The 18,914-nt window shown below is 41.4% G+C and carries 18 protein-coding genes and 2 tRNA genes; 14 read left to right on the forward strand and 6 right to left on the reverse strand.

From position 1 onward, the window contains the following. Positions 1 to 404: 404 nt before the first annotated feature. From KFO40_RS23620 to KFO40_RS23670, 11 genes are all read left to right on the forward strand, one after another. A complete protein-coding gene (locus KFO40_RS23620; RefSeq protein WP_008026543.1) occupies positions 405 to 845 on the forward strand; it encodes a hypothetical protein in 441 nt (146 codons plus the stop codon). A gap of 154 nt (positions 846 to 999) precedes the next feature. Continuing rightward, positions 1,000 to 1,797, forward strand: a complete 798-nt coding sequence (locus tag KFO40_RS23625; protein WP_004306909.1) for a MotA/TolQ/ExbB proton channel family protein — start codon at positions 1,000 to 1,002, stop codon at positions 1,795 to 1,797. Positions 1,798 to 1,830: 33 nt separating this feature from the next. Continuing rightward, positions 1,831 to 2,436, forward strand: a complete 606-nt coding sequence (locus KFO40_RS23630; RefSeq protein WP_004316570.1) for an ExbD/TolR family protein — start codon at positions 1,831 to 1,833, stop codon at positions 2,434 to 2,436. A 15-nt stretch (positions 2,437 to 2,451) separates the two neighbouring features. Then, complete coding sequence (locus KFO40_RS23635) at positions 2,452 to 3,105, forward strand: ExbD/TolR family protein (RefSeq protein WP_004316569.1); 654 nt, start codon at positions 2,452 to 2,454, stop codon at positions 3,103 to 3,105. A gap of 26 nt (positions 3,106 to 3,131) precedes the next feature. Continuing rightward, positions 3,132 to 3,947 carry an energy transducer TonB gene (locus KFO40_RS23640; RefSeq protein ID WP_008026540.1) on the forward strand — a complete coding sequence of 272 codons (816 nt, stop codon included), beginning with the start codon at positions 3,132 to 3,134 and terminating at the stop codon, positions 3,945 to 3,947. A gap of 3 nt (positions 3,948 to 3,950) precedes the next feature. Next, a complete protein-coding gene (locus KFO40_RS23645; RefSeq protein ID WP_151922133.1) occupies positions 3,951 to 4,895 on the forward strand; it encodes a PstS family phosphate ABC transporter substrate-binding protein in 945 nt (314 codons plus the stop codon). A gap of 21 nt (positions 4,896 to 4,916) precedes the next feature. Beyond that, positions 4,917 to 6,383 carry a tetratricopeptide repeat protein gene (locus tag KFO40_RS23650; RefSeq protein WP_211146859.1) on the forward strand — a complete coding sequence of 489 codons (1,467 nt, stop codon included), beginning with the start codon at positions 4,917 to 4,919 and terminating at the stop codon, positions 6,381 to 6,383. Between the two features lie 170 nt (positions 6,384 to 6,553). Continuing rightward, positions 6,554 to 7,399 (forward strand): ATP-binding cassette domain-containing protein, encoded by an 846-nt coding sequence (locus KFO40_RS23655; RefSeq protein WP_004316565.1) that lies wholly within the window; start codon positions 6,554 to 6,556, stop codon positions 7,397 to 7,399. A gap of 6 nt (positions 7,400 to 7,405) precedes the next feature. Continuing rightward, positions 7,406 to 8,263, forward strand: coding sequence for a hypothetical protein (locus KFO40_RS23660; protein WP_211146860.1), 858 nt, complete (start codon positions 7,406 to 7,408; stop codon positions 8,261 to 8,263). A gap of 11 nt (positions 8,264 to 8,274) precedes the next feature. Further along, positions 8,275 to 8,643, forward strand: coding sequence for a GntR family transcriptional regulator (locus tag KFO40_RS23665; RefSeq protein ID WP_008026532.1), 369 nt, complete (start codon positions 8,275 to 8,277; stop codon positions 8,641 to 8,643). A 10-nt stretch (positions 8,644 to 8,653) separates the two neighbouring features. Further along, positions 8,654 to 9,460 (forward strand): hypothetical protein, encoded by an 807-nt coding sequence (locus KFO40_RS23670; protein WP_008026530.1) that lies wholly within the window; start codon positions 8,654 to 8,656, stop codon positions 9,458 to 9,460. A 68-nt stretch (positions 9,461 to 9,528) separates the two neighbouring features. On the opposite strand, the gene KFO40_RS23675 is transcribed toward KFO40_RS23670, so the two are convergent. The 3 genes from KFO40_RS23675 to KFO40_RS23685 form a co-directional block, all read right to left on the reverse strand. Continuing rightward, entirely contained in the window at positions 9,529 to 11,166 is a 1,638-nt protein-coding gene (locus tag KFO40_RS23675; protein WP_118196765.1) for an alpha-galactosidase D, read from the reverse strand. 108 nt (positions 11,167 to 11,274) lie between these two features. Then, positions 11,275 to 11,347 (reverse strand) — tRNA-Pro (locus KFO40_RS23680). A gap of 13 nt (positions 11,348 to 11,360) precedes the next feature. Further along, positions 11,361 to 11,433: transfer RNA gene (locus tag KFO40_RS23685), tRNA-Phe, on the reverse strand. Between the two features lie 199 nt (positions 11,434 to 11,632). On the opposite strand from KFO40_RS23685, the gene KFO40_RS23690 reads away from it, so the two are divergent. After that, on the forward strand, positions 11,633 to 12,895 hold the full coding sequence (locus KFO40_RS23690; RefSeq protein WP_211146861.1) for a sensor histidine kinase: 1,263 nt from the start codon (positions 11,633 to 11,635) through the stop codon (positions 12,893 to 12,895). A 157-nt stretch (positions 12,896 to 13,052) separates the two neighbouring features. Here the strand turns inward: KFO40_RS23690 and gadC are convergent, their stop codons facing one another. Next, complete coding sequence (gadC, locus tag KFO40_RS23695) at positions 13,053 to 14,744, reverse strand: putative glutamine/gamma-aminobutyrate antiporter GadC (RefSeq protein ID WP_211146862.1); 1,692 nt, start codon at positions 14,742 to 14,744, stop codon at positions 13,053 to 13,055. Between the two features lie 216 nt (positions 14,745 to 14,960). On the opposite strand from gadC, the gene KFO40_RS23700 reads away from it, so the two are divergent. Further along, entirely contained in the window at positions 14,961 to 15,740 is a 780-nt protein-coding gene (locus KFO40_RS23700) for a potassium channel family protein (protein WP_117685057.1), read from the forward strand. 433 nt (positions 15,741 to 16,173) lie between these two features. Here KFO40_RS23700 and glsA read toward each other — a convergent pair whose 3' ends face one another. Further along, on the reverse strand, positions 16,174 to 17,139 hold the full coding sequence (gene glsA, locus KFO40_RS23705; protein ID WP_004316557.1) for a glutaminase A: 966 nt from the start codon (positions 17,137 to 17,139) through the stop codon (positions 16,174 to 16,176). Positions 17,140 to 17,148: 9 nt separating this feature from the next. Continuing rightward, the gene (locus KFO40_RS23710; RefSeq protein WP_004316556.1) at positions 17,149 to 18,591 is read right to left on the reverse strand and encodes a glutamate decarboxylase; all 1,443 of its coding nucleotides are present in this window, start codon (positions 18,589 to 18,591) and stop codon (positions 17,149 to 17,151) included. Positions 18,592 to 18,621: 30 nt separating this feature from the next. On the opposite strand from KFO40_RS23710, the gene KFO40_RS25920 reads away from it, so the two are divergent. Next, entirely contained in the window at positions 18,622 to 18,804 is a 183-nt protein-coding gene (locus KFO40_RS25920; protein WP_008997402.1) for a hypothetical protein, read from the forward strand. Positions 18,805 to 18,914 lie beyond the last annotated feature (110 nt).

Below are 18,914 nucleotides of genomic sequence, written 5' to 3' on the forward strand. Positions count from 1 at the left end.
CATTCCGAACAGAGAAGTTAAGCCTCGTCACGCCGATGGTACTGCGTAACAGTGGGAGAGTAGGTAGCCGCCGTTTTTAGAGAAGCCCCTTGATTCAGCAACGAATCAAGGGGCTTTCTGTTTTGAGTACTTTGCAAAATTTCTGTTTTTTGATTTATCAATGGTACTTTGGTATTTATACCGCCCTTTTTAGCAGATACAAACCTCATAATAGTTTGTTCAATAGAGATGCTTTTTTTAACAAATTAAAATGATGTTCCCTAGAACAAAACACTTTAGAACTTGTTCTTATAGTAGAGACAAATTTTTATGCTTAAATGATGTGAACAATGATACTCGTGTACATTTTATTGCTACATTTGTCGCCGAATCTGTAACGAACGATTTAAACAACTAAAAATACAATGAAACTTTCGCCGAAATTCATATTAGCTTTTGTTCTGCTGATGCTATCTTTTAGCATGGGTGGAAATGCTATGAATTTTTCGGCTTATGCTTCAAACTGTGAAGCTTCTTGTCAACTGTCAGAATCGTCTTCTGATGTTAATCGTAATTCTTCTGTAGATAATCAGTCGGTTAGTTATGATAACTCGCAGTCATTAACTATTTCTGATGTAGAATTAGGATTTAAATTAGTAACTGAATCAAACTCTAATAATTATCGCCTGCGTAGAATCATTGAAATCAATGACTCCTTGAAAGACGTTATGCATAAGTTTCTCGTGTTAAGAGAGAATTCTTTAGTATTAGATCAAAGTAAATCTTTTTATTCGGATAAGGATCCACATTACTCCATTACGTGTAGCGATTACTATGTGTTCGCTCTAAGACATATCCTTATTTAGTTTATTTCCCCCTATTATCCGTTTTTTTTCGTACTCTGTATGAACTGTGTGACTTTTTCCTTTTAAAAGTTGCAGGGTCTGTAGCGCAGTGTGCCTAATCGAAATTTTTACTTCCTAAATAACTAAAATTAATTTCTTAACAAAAAAACTTATTATGGAAACTACTAAAAAAACTCAAGTTGTAGGTATAAAAAATGCCGGTATCGTAATCATCTGCTGTTTAGTAATAGCTGTATGTATCTTCCAATTCCTGTTAGGTAACCCGTCCAACTTTATGAACAATGACCCGAACAATCACCCGTTGAACATGTTGGGTACTATTTACAAAGGTGGTATCATCGTGCCTATTATCCAGACATTGTTGTTAACCGTACTTGCTTTGAGCATCGAACGTTATTTCGCTCTTCGTTCTGCTTTCGGTAAAGGTTCATTGTCTAAGTTTGTAGCTAACATCAAAGACGCTTTAGCTGCCGGTGACATGAAGAAAGCACAGGAAATCTGTGACAAACAACGTGGATCTGTTGCTAACGTAGTAACTTCTACTTTGCGTAAGTATGAAGAAATGGAAAAGAACACATCTCTTCCTAAAGAACAGAAGCTGTTGGCTATCCAGAAAGAACTTGAAGAAGCTACTGCTTTGGAAATGCCGATGATGCAACAAAATCTTCCGATTATCGCTACCATCACCACTCTAGGTACATTGATGGGATTGCTCGGTACTGTAATCGGTATGATCCGTTCATTTGCTGCTTTGTCTGCTGGTGGTGGTGCTGACTCTATGGCTTTGTCACAAGGTATCTCTGAAGCTTTGATTAACACTGCTTTCGGTATCTTGACTGGTGCATTGGCTGTTATCTCTTACAACTATTACACTAACAAAATTGATAAATTGACTTACGGACTCGACGAAGTCGGATTCTCTATCGTGCAAACTTTTGCAGCTACTCACTAATTCTGCGAACCCTTATAAAATCTATTATTAATCATGGGTAGAGCGCAAATTAAAAAGAAAAGTACGTTCATAGATATGACCGCTATGAGTGACGTTACTGTATTGCTTCTGACTTTCTTTATGTTGACATCAACATTTGTGAAGAAGGAACCAGTGCAAGTTACCACTCCGGCTTCCGTATCGGAAATCAAGATTCCGGAGACTAATGTACTCCAGATTTTGGTTGATCCGGAAGGAAAAATATTTATGAGCCTCGACAAGCAGCAGGATATGCAGGCTGTCTTGGAGAGCATGGGTGAAGAGTATGGCATTAAGTTTACTCCGGAACAAGAGAAGAGATTTATGTTGTCTTCTACTTTTGGAGTGCCTATCAGAAGTATGCAGAAATATCTTGATCTCCCCGAAGATCAACGGGATAAGATCCTTAAGAATGAAGGTATTCCATGCGATAGTGTTGATAATCAGTTTAAATCGTGGGTACGTAATGCACGTACTGCTAACGCTGATCTACGTATTGCCATCAAGGCAGACGCTACGACTCCATACTCAGTGATAAAGAACGTTATGAACTCACTTCAGGATTTGCGGGAAAATCGGTACAATCTGATTACTTCTCTCAAAGCAGAATCTGAAAACTAAAAAGGAGGAAATACAATGAGTGCTGAAGTACAAGAGAGCGGCGGAAAAAGAGGAAAGAGCAAGCAAAAAAAGATAACTGTCCGGGTGGACTTTACACCGATGGTGGACATGAACATGTTGCTGATTACTTTCTTTATGCTTTGTACCACACTGAGCAAACCTCAGACGATGGAAATAAGCATGCCGAGTAATGACAAAGATATTACTGAAAATCAGAAGAGTATGGTGAAGGCTTCACAGGCAATTACACTATTGCTGGGGCCTGATAATAAACTCTATTATTATGAGGGAGAACCTAATTATAAGGACTATACCTCGTTGAAAGAAACTAGCTACGGTGCAAATGGACTGCGTGCCGTACTTCTTCAGAAAAATGCTGTTGCTGTCAATAAAGTAAGAGAATTGAAACAACAGAAATTGGATCTTAAGATAACGGATGACGAATTTAAGAAGCAGGTTTCCGAGATAAAGAGCGGAAAGGATACCCCGACCGTAATTATTAAAGCTACGGATGACGCTTCTTATATGAATCTGATTGACGCGCTGGACGAAATGCAGATATGTAATATTGGTAAATATGTGATAACAGACATTGCGGAAGCTGATGAATTCTTAATCAAGAATTTTGATGCGAAAGGTGGATTGTCACAGAACTTAGCCGATAATTGATGTAACACCCAAAAAAGAAAAGTAAAATGGCAAAATTAGATTTAGCTTCTTCGGAATGGTGTCAACTGATTTTTGAAGGCAAGAACCAGGCATACGGCGCATATAGAATGCGTGCCAATTCAACAAAACGGCACAATGTCGCCATGTTGATTGTGGTAATCATAGCGGCAGTCGGATTTAGCATCCCTACACTGCTTAAGTTGGCAACTCCGGAGCAGAAAGAAGTGATGACAGAGGTGACTACCTTGTCGAAATTGGCAGAACCGGAAATCAAACAGGAAGAGATGAAACGGGTTGAGCCGGTGGCGCCTCCTCCCCCTGCACTGAAGAGTTCTATCAAGTTTACTGCTCCTGTCATCAAGAAAGATGAAGAGGTGCATGAAGATAATGAGATCAAGAGCCAGGAGGATTTGAATGCTACTAAAGTATCCATCTCTATTGCCGACGTAAAAGGTAACGACGAGGCGAATGGTAAAGATATTGCTGACCTTAAGCAGGTGGTGACACAGGCTGCACCGGAACCGGAAAAGGTTTTCGATATGGTAGAACAGATGCCGACTTTCCCTGGTGGTCAACAGGAATTGATGGCTTACTTGGGTAAGAACATCAAATATCCGACTATTGCACAGGAGAATGGAACACAAGGTCGCGTTATTATACAGTTTGTTGTGGAACGTGATGGTTCTATCACTGATGTGCGTGTGGCTCGTGGTGTAGACCCTTATTTGGATAAGGAAGCTGTGCGTGTGGTAAAAAGCATGCCGAAATGGCTCCCTGGTAAACAGAATGGAAAAGCGGTACGTGTGAAGTTCACCGTTCCGGTAATGTTTAGATTACAATAAAAGATGATGAAGAGACAATTTAGGCTGATAGGACTCGTAGCGTTGGTGGTGTTGAGTGCTTGTAACTCAAAATCGAAAGGGCCGACGGATACTTATTCTTCCGGTGTGGTATCTATTGCAGCGGATGAGAGTTTCGAACCTATCATACAAGAAGAGATAGAGGTGTTTGAAAACCTTTACCCTTTGGCCGGGATTGTTCCTCGCTACACAACTGAAGTGGAAGCGATAAATTTACTTCTGAAAGACAGTGTCCGGTTGGCTATTACAACCCGGACACTGACTAAGGAAGAAATGAATTCATTCCACAGCCGTAAATTTTTCCCTCGCGAGATAAAATTGGCTACGGATGGTCTGGCATTGATCGTGAATCGTGCTAATCCGGATTCTTTGTTGAGTGTACGTGATTTCCGTCGCATCCTCACCGGTGAGGTGAAAAACTGGAAAGAGGTAAATCCGGATTCCCGCTTGAAAGGGATTCAGGTGGTGTTCGATAATAAGAATTCCAGTACCGTACGTTTTGCAATGGACTCAATCTGTGGTGGAAAACCGTTGGCAGAAGGTAACGTCAGTGCCTTGAAAACCAACCAGCAAGTGATAGATTATGTAGCGAAGAATCCTGATGCCATGGGAGTTATTGGAGTAAACTGGCTGGGGAACCGCAGTGATACGACCAATCTTTCTTTTCGTGAAGAGATCAGAGTGATGGCAGTCAGTGCTGAAGATGTGGCAACTCCTGCGAACAGCTATAAGCCTTATCAGGCCTATCTGTTCTATGGTAATTATCCGCTGGCACGATCCATCTATGCATTACTGAATGATCCTCGCAGTGGGCTGCCCTGGGGATTTGCTTCTTTTATGACATCCGACAAGGGGCAGCGGATTATATTAAAATCCGGACTTGTTCCGGCTACACAGCCGGTGCGTATTGTCCATGTGAAAGACGAATAATAACTAAAATTAGAGACTATCATGAAACGAGTACAAATGTTTTTAGCTGGAGCGTTTATAGCTGTTGGGTCGCTCTATGCGCAATCATCTGACGCCGAATGGCAGGCTGGGGTTGCGAAATTGAAAGAAACTATTCAGACGAATCCGGCACAGGCTGCTGAAGAAGCAGAGCATCTGATTAAAGGAAAAAATAAGAAAAATGTGGAATTGTTGGTAGCTATTGGAAATGCATATCTGAATGCTGACAAGATTCCCGAAGCGCAGGAGTATGCAGCTCTTGCCAAAAAAGCGAATGGTAAATCGGCTCTTGCTTCTGTACTGGAGGGAAATATTGCCGTAAAACAGAAAAATGCGGGTCTTGCTTCTCAAAAGTATGAGGAGGCAATTTATTTCGATCCGAAATGTACGGAAGCTTATCTGAAATATGCAGATGTTTATAAATCAGCCAATGCAAGTCTTGCTATTGAAAAGCTGAACCAATTGAAAGCCCTGGAACCGTCCAACACAGCCGTAGACAAAAAACTAGCCGAGATTTATTATTTAAAAAATGATTTTAGTAAAGCGGCAGAAGCTTATGCGAATTTTGCAATGGGGCCTACTGCTACGGAAGAAGATTTGGTGAAGTATGCGTTTGCTTTATTTTTGAACCATGATTTTGAGAAATCGCTCGAAGTGGCTAATATGGGATTACAAAAGAATGCCCATCATGCTGCGTTCAACCGTCTGGCAATGTATAACTATACTGACCTGAAGCGTTTTGATGAAGCGATAAAGGCAGCGGACATCTTCTTCAATGAATGTGAAAAAGCCGATTATTCTTATTTGGATTATATGTATTATGGGCACTTGCTGGAAAGTCTGAAAAAATATGATGATGCAGTAATACAATATGAGAAAGCGGTAAAGATGGATCCGAAAAAGACGGATTTATATAAAAATATCTCTTCTGCTTACGAACAGAAGAATGATTATAAAAAAGCAATCAGTGCTTACCAGAAATATTATTCATCCCTTGATAAAGAAAAACAGACTCCGGACTTACAGTTTCAGGTTGGTAGACTTTATTACGGTGCTGGTACGCAACCTGATTCATTGACAATCACTGTTGAAGAACGCAAGCAGGCGTTGATGTCCGCCGATTCTGTTTTCCATGCAATTGCAGAAGCAGCACCGGATAGCTACTTGGGTAACTTCTGGAGAGCTCGTGCCAATTCAGCACTGGACCCTGAAACCACTCAAGGACTTGCGAAACCTTTCTATGAGGAAGTGGCTGCTTTATTGGAAAGCAAAAATGATCCTCATTACAATTCAGCTTTGGTTGAATGTTACAGTTATCTTGGATATTACTATTTGTTAGCGATCGAGAATCCGGCATTGAAGGCCGAAGCAAAGGCTAATAAAGATAAATCCATAGAATACTGGAATAAAATTCTGGCTATAGACCCCGCTAATGCTACTGCTAAAAGGGCATTGGACGGCATCAAATAGTGAATAATTTTAGTTGTTTGTCGTGACAGGAGGAGTGGAGAGTGATCTTAGCTCCTCCTTTTTTGCACTTTTTTCTCCTTTTCTATTGGAATATTCAAAAGATTGTCTACATTTGCGGTGTACTATTACACTAATACACTAAGAAACATTGTTCATTAAACAGAAATGCTATGATTACAGTAGAAAATCTTTCATTTACTTATCGTAAATCGAAGCGTGCGGTATTACATGATTTTTCGCTTTCGTTCGAGTCTGGCAGGGTATATGGACTGTTGGGAAAGAATGGCGCGGGAAAGTCTACTCTTCTCTATCTGATGTCCGGGTTATTGACTCCTAAAAACGGCAAAGTGGTGTTTCACGATACAGATGTGCGCCGTCGGTTACCGGTTACTTTACAGGATATGTTTTTAGTTCCCGAAGAGTTTGAATTACCTTCAGTCTCTCTGGTTAGCTATGTGGAGTTGAACAGTCCTTTTTATCCTCGTTTCAGCAAGGAGGAGATGATTAAATATCTCCATTATTTTGAAATGGATATAGATATTGATCTCGGATCACTTTCTATGGGACAGAAAAAGAAAGTATTCATGAGCTTTGCGCTTGCTACAAACACTTCTCTTTTGTTGATGGACGAGCCGACCAACGGGCTGGATATTCCCGGTAAAAGTCAGTTCCGTAAGTTTATCGCATCGGGCATGTCGGATGATAAGACGATTGTAATTTCTACGCATCAGGTTCGTGACATTGATAAGGTGCTCGATCATGTATTGATTATGGATGACAGCCGTGTGTTGCTGGATGAATCTACAAGTAATATTTGCGACAAACTTTTCTTTGTGGAGAGTGACAATCGGGAACTGGCGAAAAATGCTCTTTTCGCAATCCCTACTATTCAGGGGAATTACCTGATACTTCCTAACGAAGAACAGGAAGAATCGGAATTAAATCTGGAACTTCTTTTTAATGCTACGTTGGCTGCTCCTGAAGAGATAGCCCGATTGTTTCACACTCAAAAATAAAAGACGATGATAAAAGATACTTTTTTCAGTTTGCCTCGTTTTATGAATCTTTGCCGTAAGGAGATGGTAGAGAATTGGAGATCGAATGTGCTTCGTATGGTGTTGATGTATGGAGTGATGGCGGTGGTAATGGTTTGGAACGGATATACTCAATATAATTATCACGATTCGGTTTATTTTATTCGTCATACAAATGCAAATGCCGATCCTGCATGGGGATTTATATTGATGGCTTTTTTGTGGTTTCTATTTGTTTTCGGGTGCTTAAGTGCATCGCTGGTGATGGAGAAGATGAAGAATAAGACCAGTCGGCTATCCACATTAATGACACCGTGCACTCCTTTCGAGAAGTTTTTTTCCCGTTGGCTGGTATCAACTATCGTATTTTTAGTTGTTTTTCTGATTGCTTTTAAATTGGCTGATTATACAAGAGTATTGGTTTATTCGCTTATCTATCCGGATGTAAAAGAGGTGATATTTCCTGTCGACTTGGGAGATTTAGTCGGTAGCGGGAAACGGTGGTTTTTATTCAATGAAACGTATCAGTTGATATTAGTCCTTTCTATATATTGCTTTGTGCAGTCATTGTTCGTATTAGGTAGTTCTGTCTGGCCGAAGAACTCTTTTCTTAAAACTTTTGTTTCGGTAACAATCATTGTTCTGATTTATGTATTGATGGGAATGTTGACGGGTAATATGCTATTTCATGGAAACAACAATAAAGATTACGACTATATTTTTTCTTCTTTCACGGAGCAACAAGTTTTCACCTTAGGAACCATAGCCTTTATGTTTTTTGCATTGGTTAATTGGGTACTTGCCTTTTTTCGTTTTAAGGAGTCCGAGATTATTCAACGTATGTAATACTCTAGCCTATGAATTTTAAAGAAAGTAAAGCCATTTATCTGCAGATCGCTGATAGGATCTGTGATGAGATACTTCTGGGGCAATTTGGGGAAGAGGAACGCATCCCTTCTGTCAGAGAATATGCCGCTATTGTGGAAGTAAATGCCAATACAGTGATGCGCTCATTTGATTATCTTCAGTCACAGAATATTATTTATAATAAACGCGGCATTGGTTATTTTGTCTCTACCGGTGCAAGGGAACTGATTCATTCTTTGCGGAAGAATACTTTTTTGAAAGAAGAACTGGATTACTTCTTCAAGCAGATTAAGACACTGGATATTCCTATCAAAGAGATAACCGATATGTACCGGGAATTTTGTAAAAAAGAAAAGTAAAACAAATATTATGAAACGTACAACTTATATATTAATTGGGCTTTTTGTAGCCGGACTTTGTGTGCTGGTAGGCGGAATGTTTGTGATGTATTGTCTGGGGAGGCCGCACTTTTCCAATCAAATAAATCTGCAAGGAGAGCAGCTAACCAAAGAAATCCCGGCTTGCCGGGTAATATGGCTTGCTCAAACGGAGATGCATACAGAAGAATGTAGTGTCTGGCTGGCAAATTCTTTTTTGCGAGTGCTGCCTTCAAAAGGAGAGAAAAATGAATTTTCCTGTTCGCAGAAAGTAAATGACTATCTGAAAATGACTGTCATGGGGGATACGTTGAAAATTCTTTTGGACTATCCGCTGGATAAACTCCTGCAAGAGTTAAAGGAAGCCAGATATGTAGCGATGATAACGGGAGACATGCAACTGAATCTGACGCAAGAAGTGGAATGTGTTGTAAATGATATTTATATGCAAAAGATTGTTCTTAAAAATTTGACAAAGGATTCTCTTTCCATTAATACTTCTAATTCTATGCAAGTGGATTCGTGCGATTTTAGAGCTTTGCATGTTGCCAGGAGTGGCAGGAATGTGGAATTTCAGAGTGGTAAGATCAATAATCTGCATTTGAATCTGAATATGATGGATAATTGGTCTGTAAATGTGCAAGAATGTCGGATTGATACGGAATACTTGACAGGTCACAATGGGAATGTGAAACTTCAAAAAGGAGAGTGCAAACGTATGTTTTGGATTCCTGAAAAGGATGATGCCAAATTACAGGTAACTTTGACCGAAAAAGCCTGTGTGACGATGATAGAATAAACTGGCATATAGATTAAAAAAGGAGTAAAGATGTATTTATCATATTTTACTCCTTTTTTATATGGTTATTACAATGCTTTTGTCAGAGTGAAGCAATCGATATCCGGTGCCCAGTTGTAACTATTACCCATGCGAATGGTGTTATATCCTGCTTTTAGTTCAACGGGAACTGTGATTTTGTTATGGTTATTATCCTCTCTCAGAGAATCTATTTTGGTAATAATGCCGTTGACATCCAGTTCTATCTGGCGTCCTTTACCGTATGAGTAATGGATAGTCATGTTGTAGCGTCCGCCATCTCCGCTATACACTTCCTTCCATTCGGCATAATTTTCCGGTTGTCCACCCAGGAAACCTACTTTCATTTTGCCGGAAGCTTCTTTGTCATTGGCATAAAGAATACCTTTAGGATTTTTACCTAGGTCATTGAAAAGAGGCAAGTAAGCCCATTCTGCTTCGTACAGAGTCGGTTCCAGACGGGTTTCGCCTTCCATACGGAGGAACATGGCACTGTGTGCCGGAAGCGTTTGTTCGAATGTGCCGGAGAAGCTGCCTAAATCGTTATGTTTTACGAGATCACGTACTTTTACGTTTCCTCCAAATTCCAATGAAGAGAACGGGACGGAGAAACTGCATACGGTATCGGAAGGATTGTAGAGAGCCACAGCACGTACGTTTCCACGTTTCTGCTCAATATCTTTCACAAGTACATAACCTTCATTTTCATGTTGCGCTACGTATGCTTGCAAACCCAGCGGGTCTTGGTTGAGGGCAATCAATTCTTTGTTTTTCAGCAGCTCGAGAGAAGATTCCGGTATGTTTTCCAGGTTACATCCAATAAGCAAAGGAGAGCTCATGATACACCATAAACCGAAATGAGCTTCTTCTTCTGTCGGGGTAAGACCTTGTCCGCCCACTTTGCTGTCGTTACGGAATCCGATAACCATCATGTCCATGTCATTGTAATGTCCGTTGCCGGCATAGGCAGACAGGTAAAGATTCTTGCCGACTACATATCTTAATGAGCCCCAGTGTGCGTTAATATCACCGCTGATACGCCAGGAGGTTGCTGCGTCTTTGGCCCAAGTACCCGGGAAGGCCCATCGGCAGATATTGATGGAAGCATCTTTGTTCACTTTGTCTATACTGTTCCGGATTGAAGTGTAGCGTTCCTTTTCATTAAGTCCCAGCGCATCTCCTCCGCAATAGTCAATTTTGATAAAGTCGAAACCCCAGTCGCCAAAGTATAATTGGGCGTCTTGTGGTTCATGCCCGTAGATACCTGCTCCTATACCTGCAGTGTCATTGTCCCACATGGAACCACACGTACTATTACCCGCATCGGTATAAAGGCCGGCTTTCATTCCCAGGCTGTGAATATGATCCGCCACCGGTTTCATGCCGTTCGGGAAGCGTTTTTCATTTGCAAGCATTATTCCGTTGTCGTCACGTTTTCCGAAATAGCCATCATCAACATTGACATAATGATATCCGACATCTTTCAGACCTTTTTCCACCATTAGGTCAGCCTGGTGTTTGATAATGTCTTCACTGATGTCTACACGAAACGCATTCCATGAACTCCATCCCATGATAGGAGGATTGACTGCCTTTTCATTTTCCGAAAGAGTGGTTTGAGTCTTTGTACAACTGATGCACATAAAAGAAGCTACTGCTACTGTAAAGAGATAAATCCTGTTTTTCATGATATAATAGGTTGGTATTTTCTTGCATTGCCGTCCCGATTTCGTCCCGGTGACTAAATAAAATTAAAGGGTAACTTACTGTAATCCAGAAAGCTACCCTTTATTTTGTCGGAATGAGGCGACTCGAACGCCCGACCCCTACGTCCCGAACGTAGTGCGCTACCAACTGCGCTACATTCCGATTGCTTAAGAAGTGGTGCCACCAGGAATCGAACCGGGGACACAAGGATTTTCAGTCCTTTGCTCTACCAACTGAGCTATGGCACCTTTCTCGTTTGCGGGTGCAAAGATAAGTATATTTTTTAATACCGCAATAACTTCGCGGGAAAATTTCGCCAAATTCTGACCGATGAAAATATTAATGAATTTTTGTTAGAATAAATATGTAGATAACTCACTATTTATGCAACATATTTTATAAATTTACGCACTGAAACTATCAAAACATTATAAACACTCTAATCCTATGTCATCACTGGCAATTATTATTATAGTAGTTCTATCAGCTACCCTCATTTATGTGTGGGCAAAGTGCCAGTCACTTCAAAAAGAGGTACATTCGAAAGAAAATAAAGAGAATGAACTTAAGAAGTTGGCTTTGGTTTTACAGAACATCAATGCCTACTTCTTATTGATTGACAAGGATTTTGTAGTCTGTGATACCAATTATTATTCTTTGAACCGTCTGCCTGTTCAGGTAGGTGGAGTTACAAAAAGAGTGGGGGATTTGTTGCATTGTAGAAACGCGATTGCAGCCGGTGAATGTGGTCAGCACGAACAGTGTAAACTATGTTGTATTCGTGCGTCTATCGGTAAGGCTTTTTATAAGAAAGCAAGTTTTAAGAATCTGGAAGCCTCGATGAAGTTGTTGAGTGAGGATGAAATGACAGTGACTCCTTGCGATGTATCAGTATCGGGTACTTATTTGAATATTCATGGCCAAGATTATATGGTGTTGACTGTTTATGATGTGACAGAACTGAAAAATGTGCAAAGGTTACTGACCATTGAAAAAGAACATTCCATCTCTGCCGAGAAATTGAAATCTGCCTTCATTGCTAATATGAGTCACGAAGTTCGTACACCGCTCAATGCTATTGTCGGATTTTCCGGTTTGATGGTATCGGCTTCCGGCGAAGAGGAAAGAAAAATGTATGCTGATATTATCGCAGAGAATAATGAACGATTGTTGCGCCTGGTGAATGATATTTTCGATCTTTCTCAAATAGAATCCGGGACGGTAGATTTCGTATATAAGGAGTTTGATGCCAATGATTTGTTGAGAGAATTGGATGGGATATTTAAGGCGAAATTGAATAACTCGCCGGTGAAATTGATTTGTGAGGCGCATGTACAACCTATTATGATGTATTCGGAACGAGAACGTATCATTCAGGTATTGTCTAACCTCTTACATAATGCGATGAAATTTACTGTGTCGGGTGAAATCCGTTTCGGATGCCGCCTGGAAGGAATGGAAGAAGTTTACTTTTTTGTGTCCGACACAGGCATTGGTATACCGGAAGAAGACCAGAAAAAGATATTCTCACGTTTCATAAAACTCGACCGTGAAATGCAAGGGACGGGACTTGGGCTGACTCTTTCGCAAACGATTATCCAAAATCTGGGTGGAAACTTCGAACTCGATTCGAAGGTCAACCGGGGATCTACTTTCAGCTTTGTGTTGCCGAGGGTGATTAAACCGGAATTGATTAAGCCACAGCCATAAAGTAAATCGCCCTTACTACAGTTGTGAAGTGTATCTCAAAAGTGTTAAATCTGACTTTTGGAGATGCTTCACTTGACTGTAGTGAGGGTGATTTTATAAATTCAAGGCTTTTCGAATTATCTTGAACTTCTTGATGAACAGGATGAATGTTTAGTCTTTACGACTTAGGTGCATCCTTATCTTTGTCTCCGGTTCCCGGAGATGCTTTGCTGGCAGAGGAACTTCCGAGGGAAGCTGAACCGGAGGATGCTGCGCCTGAAGTTGCTGCATTAGAAGCGGTTGCCCCAGGGTTAGCTGTGCTTGTCCCAGTTGTTCCTCCTGTGTGTGCAGAAGTTGCATTAGCAGGACGCGGAGCATTAACGCTGCTTGCACTAACATTTGCAGTGGCAGGTTGAGCCTGAACTTCCCAATGGAACGGTTCGAAATTGGAATTAGGATCTACCCAAGATGGTTTCTTGGAAGCGTAGATAATAAACGGAGCAACGACAACGATAATTGCACCGATAATTAGTACGGAGAACCAAACGGTGTTGCTACCGGTAGAAATCTGGCTGGGCGGGATGAAGCTAAGAATAAAGGCAAGTAATGATCCGCAAAAGCCAAGACCGCCAACAAACCACATCAGACCGTTGCCGGATTTACCGATACGGAACGGACGGTTGAGTTTCTTCATCTTATAACGCAATGCGATAGCTCCGGAGAACATCAACAGGTACATAATCAGATAAAGAATAACTGTCAGCTGTGACAGAATTTGATAGAAACTCTGTACGGAAGGCATAACAACAAACAACAAACTTAATACGGTTACGGCGATACCCTGTACGAATAAGATATTCTTCTGTACACCCAGCTTGTTTGTTTTCTGGAAGAACGGAGGCATATAACCGGCTTTACCTACGGCAAATATACCTTTGGACGGACCGGCAACCCATGTCAATACACCAGCCAATACACCGAAAGCAAGAGCGACCGCAATGATTGGTGACAACCAGGAAGCATGAATATATTTGAAATAGTTGTCGAAACCGACGAGCAGGCTTTGAGTCAGGTTGATGTCTTTAGCAGGGATAATCACACCTAATGCGAAAGTACCCAGAACGAAGATCAACACTGTGATAAGCGCACCGATAAATACGGCTTTCGGATAGTTTTTAGAAGGGGTATCTACGTCTTTTACGTGGATACCGCCCATTTCCATACCGGCATAAAACAAGAAGATACTGGCAGCAAGAACGACATTATCGAAGTTGGTAAAGTCGGGGAAGAAGCTACTGTTGAAATCCATATTGGAATGTCCGCCCGTTGCCAGATAAATGATTCCTAAGATAATCAACAATCCGGCCGGGATAATGGTACCGACCATACCACCGATTTTGGCTACTTTACCTACCCAGCTCATACCTTTCAGGGAGATGAAAGTGGCCAGCCAATAGATGATAAGTACGACGACGAGCGTATAATACTTATTGTTTGCCAATGACATGTCATGTACGTCATTCATTCCGATGAAAGCAATAGATACGGCACCAAACGTTAATACCGTCGGATACCAGATCGTACTTTCGATCCATTGCACCCAGATGGCGAGGAATCCCAGTTTCTTGCCATAGGCCTCGCCTACCCACCGGAACACACCACCCTGCTTATCCTGAAACATCGCTGCCAACTCGGCTGCAACGAGCGATGTAGGGATTAGAAAGACAATAGCTGCAAAAAGATAATAGAAGGCCGAACTCATTCCGTATACGGCCTCGGCTGGTAGTCCACGCAAGGATACTACTGCCGTAACATTCATGATAGCAAGGGTAAACACACCCAGCTTCACTGCATTTTTAATATTTGCCATAAGTTAAGGTTTTAAGTGAAAAATATTTTAAAGTCAGTGTTATAACAACATTTTGCGCGAGATGTTTCCGCAATCTCTTTCAAAGTTCGTTAATTAACATCGCCGGAACGGGATATTGTAACCCCCGATTTACCTGTTTCGAAACAATTACTTTTCTCGATTGTTTCTAAACAATCTAAATTATATGTGAACCATTTTATTATAAACTAAGTAGTTATGAAATCAGCGCTTTCAGATTTTATTTTCGGAAAAAAGGGGATTTATGGTATTCTTCACATTATTATATTAATAATGTCTCTTTTTCTGGTTATCAGTATCTCGGTGGATACTTTTAAGGGAATTCCGTTCTATACACAGTCTTCTTACATGAAGGTACAGCTATGTATCTGCCTTTGGTTTCTTTTCGATTTTGTGTTGGAGTTCTTTTTGGCAAAACATAAAGGACGCTATCTGCGGACACACTTTATCTTTTTATTGGTGGCTATCCCTTATCAGAATATCATCGCATATTATGGATGGACGTTTTCGGATGAGATTACCTACCTGCTTCGTTTCATTCCTTTATTAAGAGGAGGATATGCGCTTGCTATTGTGGTCGGCTGGCTGACTTACAACCGGGCTTCGAGCCTGTTTGTCTCTTATCTGACGATGTTGCTGGCAACAGTTTATTTCTCCAGTCTGGCATTTTTTGTGCTCGAGCATCGGGTAAATCCATTGGTGAATGATTATGGAGATGCCTTGTGGTGGGCTTTTATGGATGTTACTACCGTGGGGTCGAATATTATAGCGCAGACCGTGACCGGGCGCGTGCTTTCCGTTTTGCTGGCCGCCTTGGGTATGATGATGTTTCCTATCTTTACGGTTTATATTACAAATCTGATTCAACAATCCAACAAGCGTAGAAAGCAATATTACGAAGAGGAGGAACAACAGAAAAAGGCTTCCGCCCAAAAGGAATCGGCAGAAAAAGCTGTCGTACAGAAGGTTAATACATAATATGCTTGTGTGGCGGATAAAAACAGATAGAATGAGAGTAATTGTAATGTGTTGAAAATCAGCTTAGAAATACTTTTCTTAATAGTATTATTACTTTTCTTTATAAGCATGGAAGGAAAAGGGGAGGAAAAGTGGAATAACTTTCTATCTTTGTAGAAAAGAGACAGAGGCAAACAGTTGTTAGTTGTTGTCTATAAATGAATAAGTTCCACCTTATCCGGGTGAATAATAGTGACACTGATATGCTCATTTTAATTACTGGAGTTGCATAGGGGTAAATTTAATTTGTTGTATTTGATAATTAATACCGTTTGTATTGAAAATACTGGTGGGAGATCAAGCGGGAAATCAATGGGATAAGGAGGAATAGAAAAAGGTTACTATCGGGAGATAGTAACCTTTACCTACTTATAAAAGAGATCGAGAGAGAGTTTTAGTCAACAACGGTGATATGGTTGTTGCTAAACACATTTAATTCCAGCTTGTTCATGATGCATTGAATAGCTAACTGCGCTTTCACGGAGTTGCCCGATCCATCCAAAGGAGGAGCAAAGGCAGCAATACCGAACTGTCCGGGCAGTACACCCATCACACCACCGCCTACACCTGTTTTGGCAGGAATACCGGAAGTGTACATCCAGTCGCCGGTATGTTCATAGAAACCTACTGCGGCAATCATGGCAGTGATTTTAGGAGCCAGCGTGGCATCAAAAACTTCTTTCTTAGTCACCGGATTTACACCACCGTTGGCGATTGTGCCGGCTGCAATGGAAAGCTGCAATGCAGTCACTCCCAATGAGCACTGACGGGTGTAGAGGTCTAATGACATATCCGGATCATCATAAATCCGATTATAATTTTTCAGCAACCATGCGATAGAACGGTTGTTGAAGTTGGTATCCGATTCGGACTTGTACAATTCATCAATCAACTGTGGGGCGCTGCCGCATAAATCGGTCACGTTTCCTACGATGGCATCCCATTTCTTGGCAGAGTCGCCAATGGGCTGCACCATGCTGCAGGCGGAGATGGCTCCGGCGTTTACCAGCGGAGTAGACGGATGGTCGTTCTCCAGCAAGATGGCGATAATTGAATTGAAAGGTAAGCCTGTTGCATCGGCTCCAATCTTGTCCAGGATTTCTTTGGCACCATATTGGCGCAGTGCCAGAATAGCCGTATGTACTTTGGATACGGATTCTATACCGAAGCGGTAGTCAGTATCTCCCACATGGATGGTCTGCCCGTTGAGCAGGCAGACACTGATTCCAAAGAGATCTTTGTTGACATTTGCCAGGTAGGGGATATAGTCGGCGTTCTTGCCGCCGGTGTTAGTCTTTACCTGATCGTATGCCTCCTGTACCACTTCTTTCAATTGAGCGAGTGTTACTTTTTTATCCATAGATCTTTCTTATTTTTTTACGGTTTTACGACGACCACCATGGTTGAACATCTTAGCTTCTACTGGAAGATTCTTTTCTTGAGCCATACGGGTAGGGGTAGGATATTCCAGTTTTTCCAGTTCGGCGATAGCGTTGTTGATGTCGCCCAGTAGCATATCTGCCATATCGCGGCTGAATCCCTGGCGGACAACGACACGCATCACTACATAATCTTCCAGTTTGGAAGGCAAGGTGTAAGCAGGAACCATCCAACCGTGTTGAGACAGTTTGTCTTGCAAATCGTACAAAGTCCATTTGGCGTTCTTTGCATATTCCGGTTTCAGATACCAGATGAATAATGGGTTCACAACATCTTCAGAGTAGTTGACAAACGGAACCATCTTGGCTATTTCGCTGTGGATATATTTAGCAATTTGCAGGGAGTTGTACTGTACTTCTTTGTATCCTTGGAATCCTAAACGGATGAATTGATAATATTGTCCCAGGATTTGTGCAGCCGGACGAGAGAAGTTCAAACCTACCTGTGTAATGTTGGCACCCAGATAATTTACGCTGAATGACATTTCTTCGGGCAGATATTCTTTGCCTTTCCAGCAAACCCATCCGAGTCCCGGATATACCAAACCAAACTTATGGCCGGATACGCTGATAGAAAGTACCCATTTCAAACGGAAGTCCCATTTCTTTTCCGGATACAGGAACGGAAGGATGAAACCACCACTGGCGGCATCTACGTGGATAGGAATGTCATAACCGGTCTTGGCATTGTAAGCATCCAGTGCTTTGTCCAATGCTTCGACGTCATCATTCAGTCCAGTCCATGTAACACCTTGGATAGGCACGATACAGATGGTGTTTTCATCACACATTTTCAAAGCTTCTTCGGGGTCGAGAGTGGTTTTTTCGAGTGTCAAAGGCACTTCACGCATTTCAATCTGCCACAACTGTGCAAACTTTTCCCAAACAACCTGGAAACCTGTAGAAATAACAAAGTTTGGTTTATCAAACGGTTTGCCCTGTGCTTGTCTTTTCTTACGCCAACGTAACCAGGCAGCTACACCACCCAACATACATGCTTCTGAAGAACCGATAGCCAACGCACCGGTTTTCCAGGTATCTTTTTCAGGAGAGTTCCACAAGTTGGCAACGATGTTGATACATTTACCGTTCATCACTGCGATACGCGGATATTCTGTTTCATCAATGTAGTTGATGTTAATGGCCTCATTCATCAGCTTAGTGGCATATTCATCCATATAAGTGGTAACGAAAGTAGCCAGATTCAAACGTGGTTGGGTTTGAGCAAATGTTTCATCTTTCACCATTTGATAGGCGACTTCAGGAGTAGTAGGTCCATCAGGTATTTTCTCTACCGGAGAGGGTTGTAACATTCTGTCTGAACCAAATACATCGGTTTTTGCATCACCTTTTCTGAAATTTAAATCTTCCATACTAATTTGTTTTTTTAAAGGTTTAGGGCGATGGGGATTTTCCCCGTCGAATTTCCCACAACAACAGCAGATAGTTTTGAAAGTTTCCGGGTTTTACATTATTTGGCGTTTATTAAGGAGGAGGACGTCCTTATTGAAACGGCCCTATTCACCACAGAGGACGCAGAGGACACAAAGGTGAATCTTGTTCATTTCGGTGCAGAAATGAGCTAAATGATAATTTTGCGGAGTGCCCTGAAAGGGCTTAATTATATAGCGTAGGGCAACGCCCTACGTAAAAACGACAATCTGAATTTGCGCCCTGAAAGGGCATAATTGTATAC

This window comes from Bacteroides sp. 1001302B_160321_D4 (genome assembly GCF_015667765.1).
GTDB lineage: Bacteria > Bacteroidota > Bacteroidia > Bacteroidales > Bacteroidaceae > Bacteroides > Bacteroides xylanisolvens.

Excerpts from the sequence above, each read along its gene's own strand:
- KFO40_RS23620 (WP_008026543.1), top strand. The coding sequence starts at position 405 with ATGAAACTTTCGCCGAAATTCATATTAGCTTTTGTTCTGCTGATGCTA.
- KFO40_RS23625 (WP_004306909.1), top strand. The coding sequence starts at position 1,000 with ATGGAAACTACTAAAAAAACTCAAGTTGTAGGTATAAAAAATGCCGGT.
- KFO40_RS23630 (WP_004316570.1), top strand. The coding sequence starts at position 1,831 with ATGGGTAGAGCGCAAATTAAAAAGAAAAGTACGTTCATAGATATGACC.
- KFO40_RS23635 (WP_004316569.1), top strand. The coding sequence starts at position 2,452 with ATGAGTGCTGAAGTACAAGAGAGCGGCGGAAAAAGAGGAAAGAGCAAG.
- KFO40_RS23640 (WP_008026540.1), top strand. The coding sequence starts at position 3,132 with ATGGCAAAATTAGATTTAGCTTCTTCGGAATGGTGTCAACTGATTTTT.
- KFO40_RS23645 (WP_151922133.1), top strand. The coding sequence starts at position 3,951 with ATGATGAAGAGACAATTTAGGCTGATAGGACTCGTAGCGTTGGTGGTG.
- KFO40_RS23650 (WP_211146859.1), top strand. The coding sequence starts at position 4,917 with ATGAAACGAGTACAAATGTTTTTAGCTGGAGCGTTTATAGCTGTTGGG.
- KFO40_RS23655 (WP_004316565.1), top strand. The coding sequence starts at position 6,554 with ATGATTACAGTAGAAAATCTTTCATTTACTTATCGTAAATCGAAGCGT.
- KFO40_RS23660 (WP_211146860.1), top strand. The coding sequence starts at position 7,406 with ATGATAAAAGATACTTTTTTCAGTTTGCCTCGTTTTATGAATCTTTGC.
- KFO40_RS23665 (WP_008026532.1), top strand. The coding sequence starts at position 8,275 with ATGAATTTTAAAGAAAGTAAAGCCATTTATCTGCAGATCGCTGATAGG.
- KFO40_RS23670 (WP_008026530.1), top strand. The coding sequence starts at position 8,654 with ATGAAACGTACAACTTATATATTAATTGGGCTTTTTGTAGCCGGACTT.
- KFO40_RS23675 (WP_118196765.1), bottom strand. The coding sequence starts at position 11,166 with ATGAAAAACAGGATTTATCTCTTTACAGTAGCAGTAGCTTCTTTTATG.
- KFO40_RS23690 (WP_211146861.1), top strand. The coding sequence starts at position 11,633 with ATGTCATCACTGGCAATTATTATTATAGTAGTTCTATCAGCTACCCTC.
- gadC (WP_211146862.1), bottom strand. The coding sequence starts at position 14,744 with ATGGCAAATATTAAAAATGCAGTGAAGCTGGGTGTGTTTACCCTTGCT.
- KFO40_RS23700 (WP_117685057.1), top strand. The coding sequence starts at position 14,961 with ATGAAATCAGCGCTTTCAGATTTTATTTTCGGAAAAAAGGGGATTTAT.
- glsA (WP_004316557.1), bottom strand. The coding sequence starts at position 17,139 with ATGGATAAAAAAGTAACACTCGCTCAATTGAAAGAAGTGGTACAGGAG.
- KFO40_RS23710 (WP_004316556.1), bottom strand. The coding sequence starts at position 18,591 with ATGGAAGATTTAAATTTCAGAAAAGGTGATGCAAAAACCGATGTATTT.
- KFO40_RS25920 (WP_008997402.1), top strand. The coding sequence starts at position 18,622 with ATGGGGATTTTCCCCGTCGAATTTCCCACAACAACAGCAGATAGTTTT.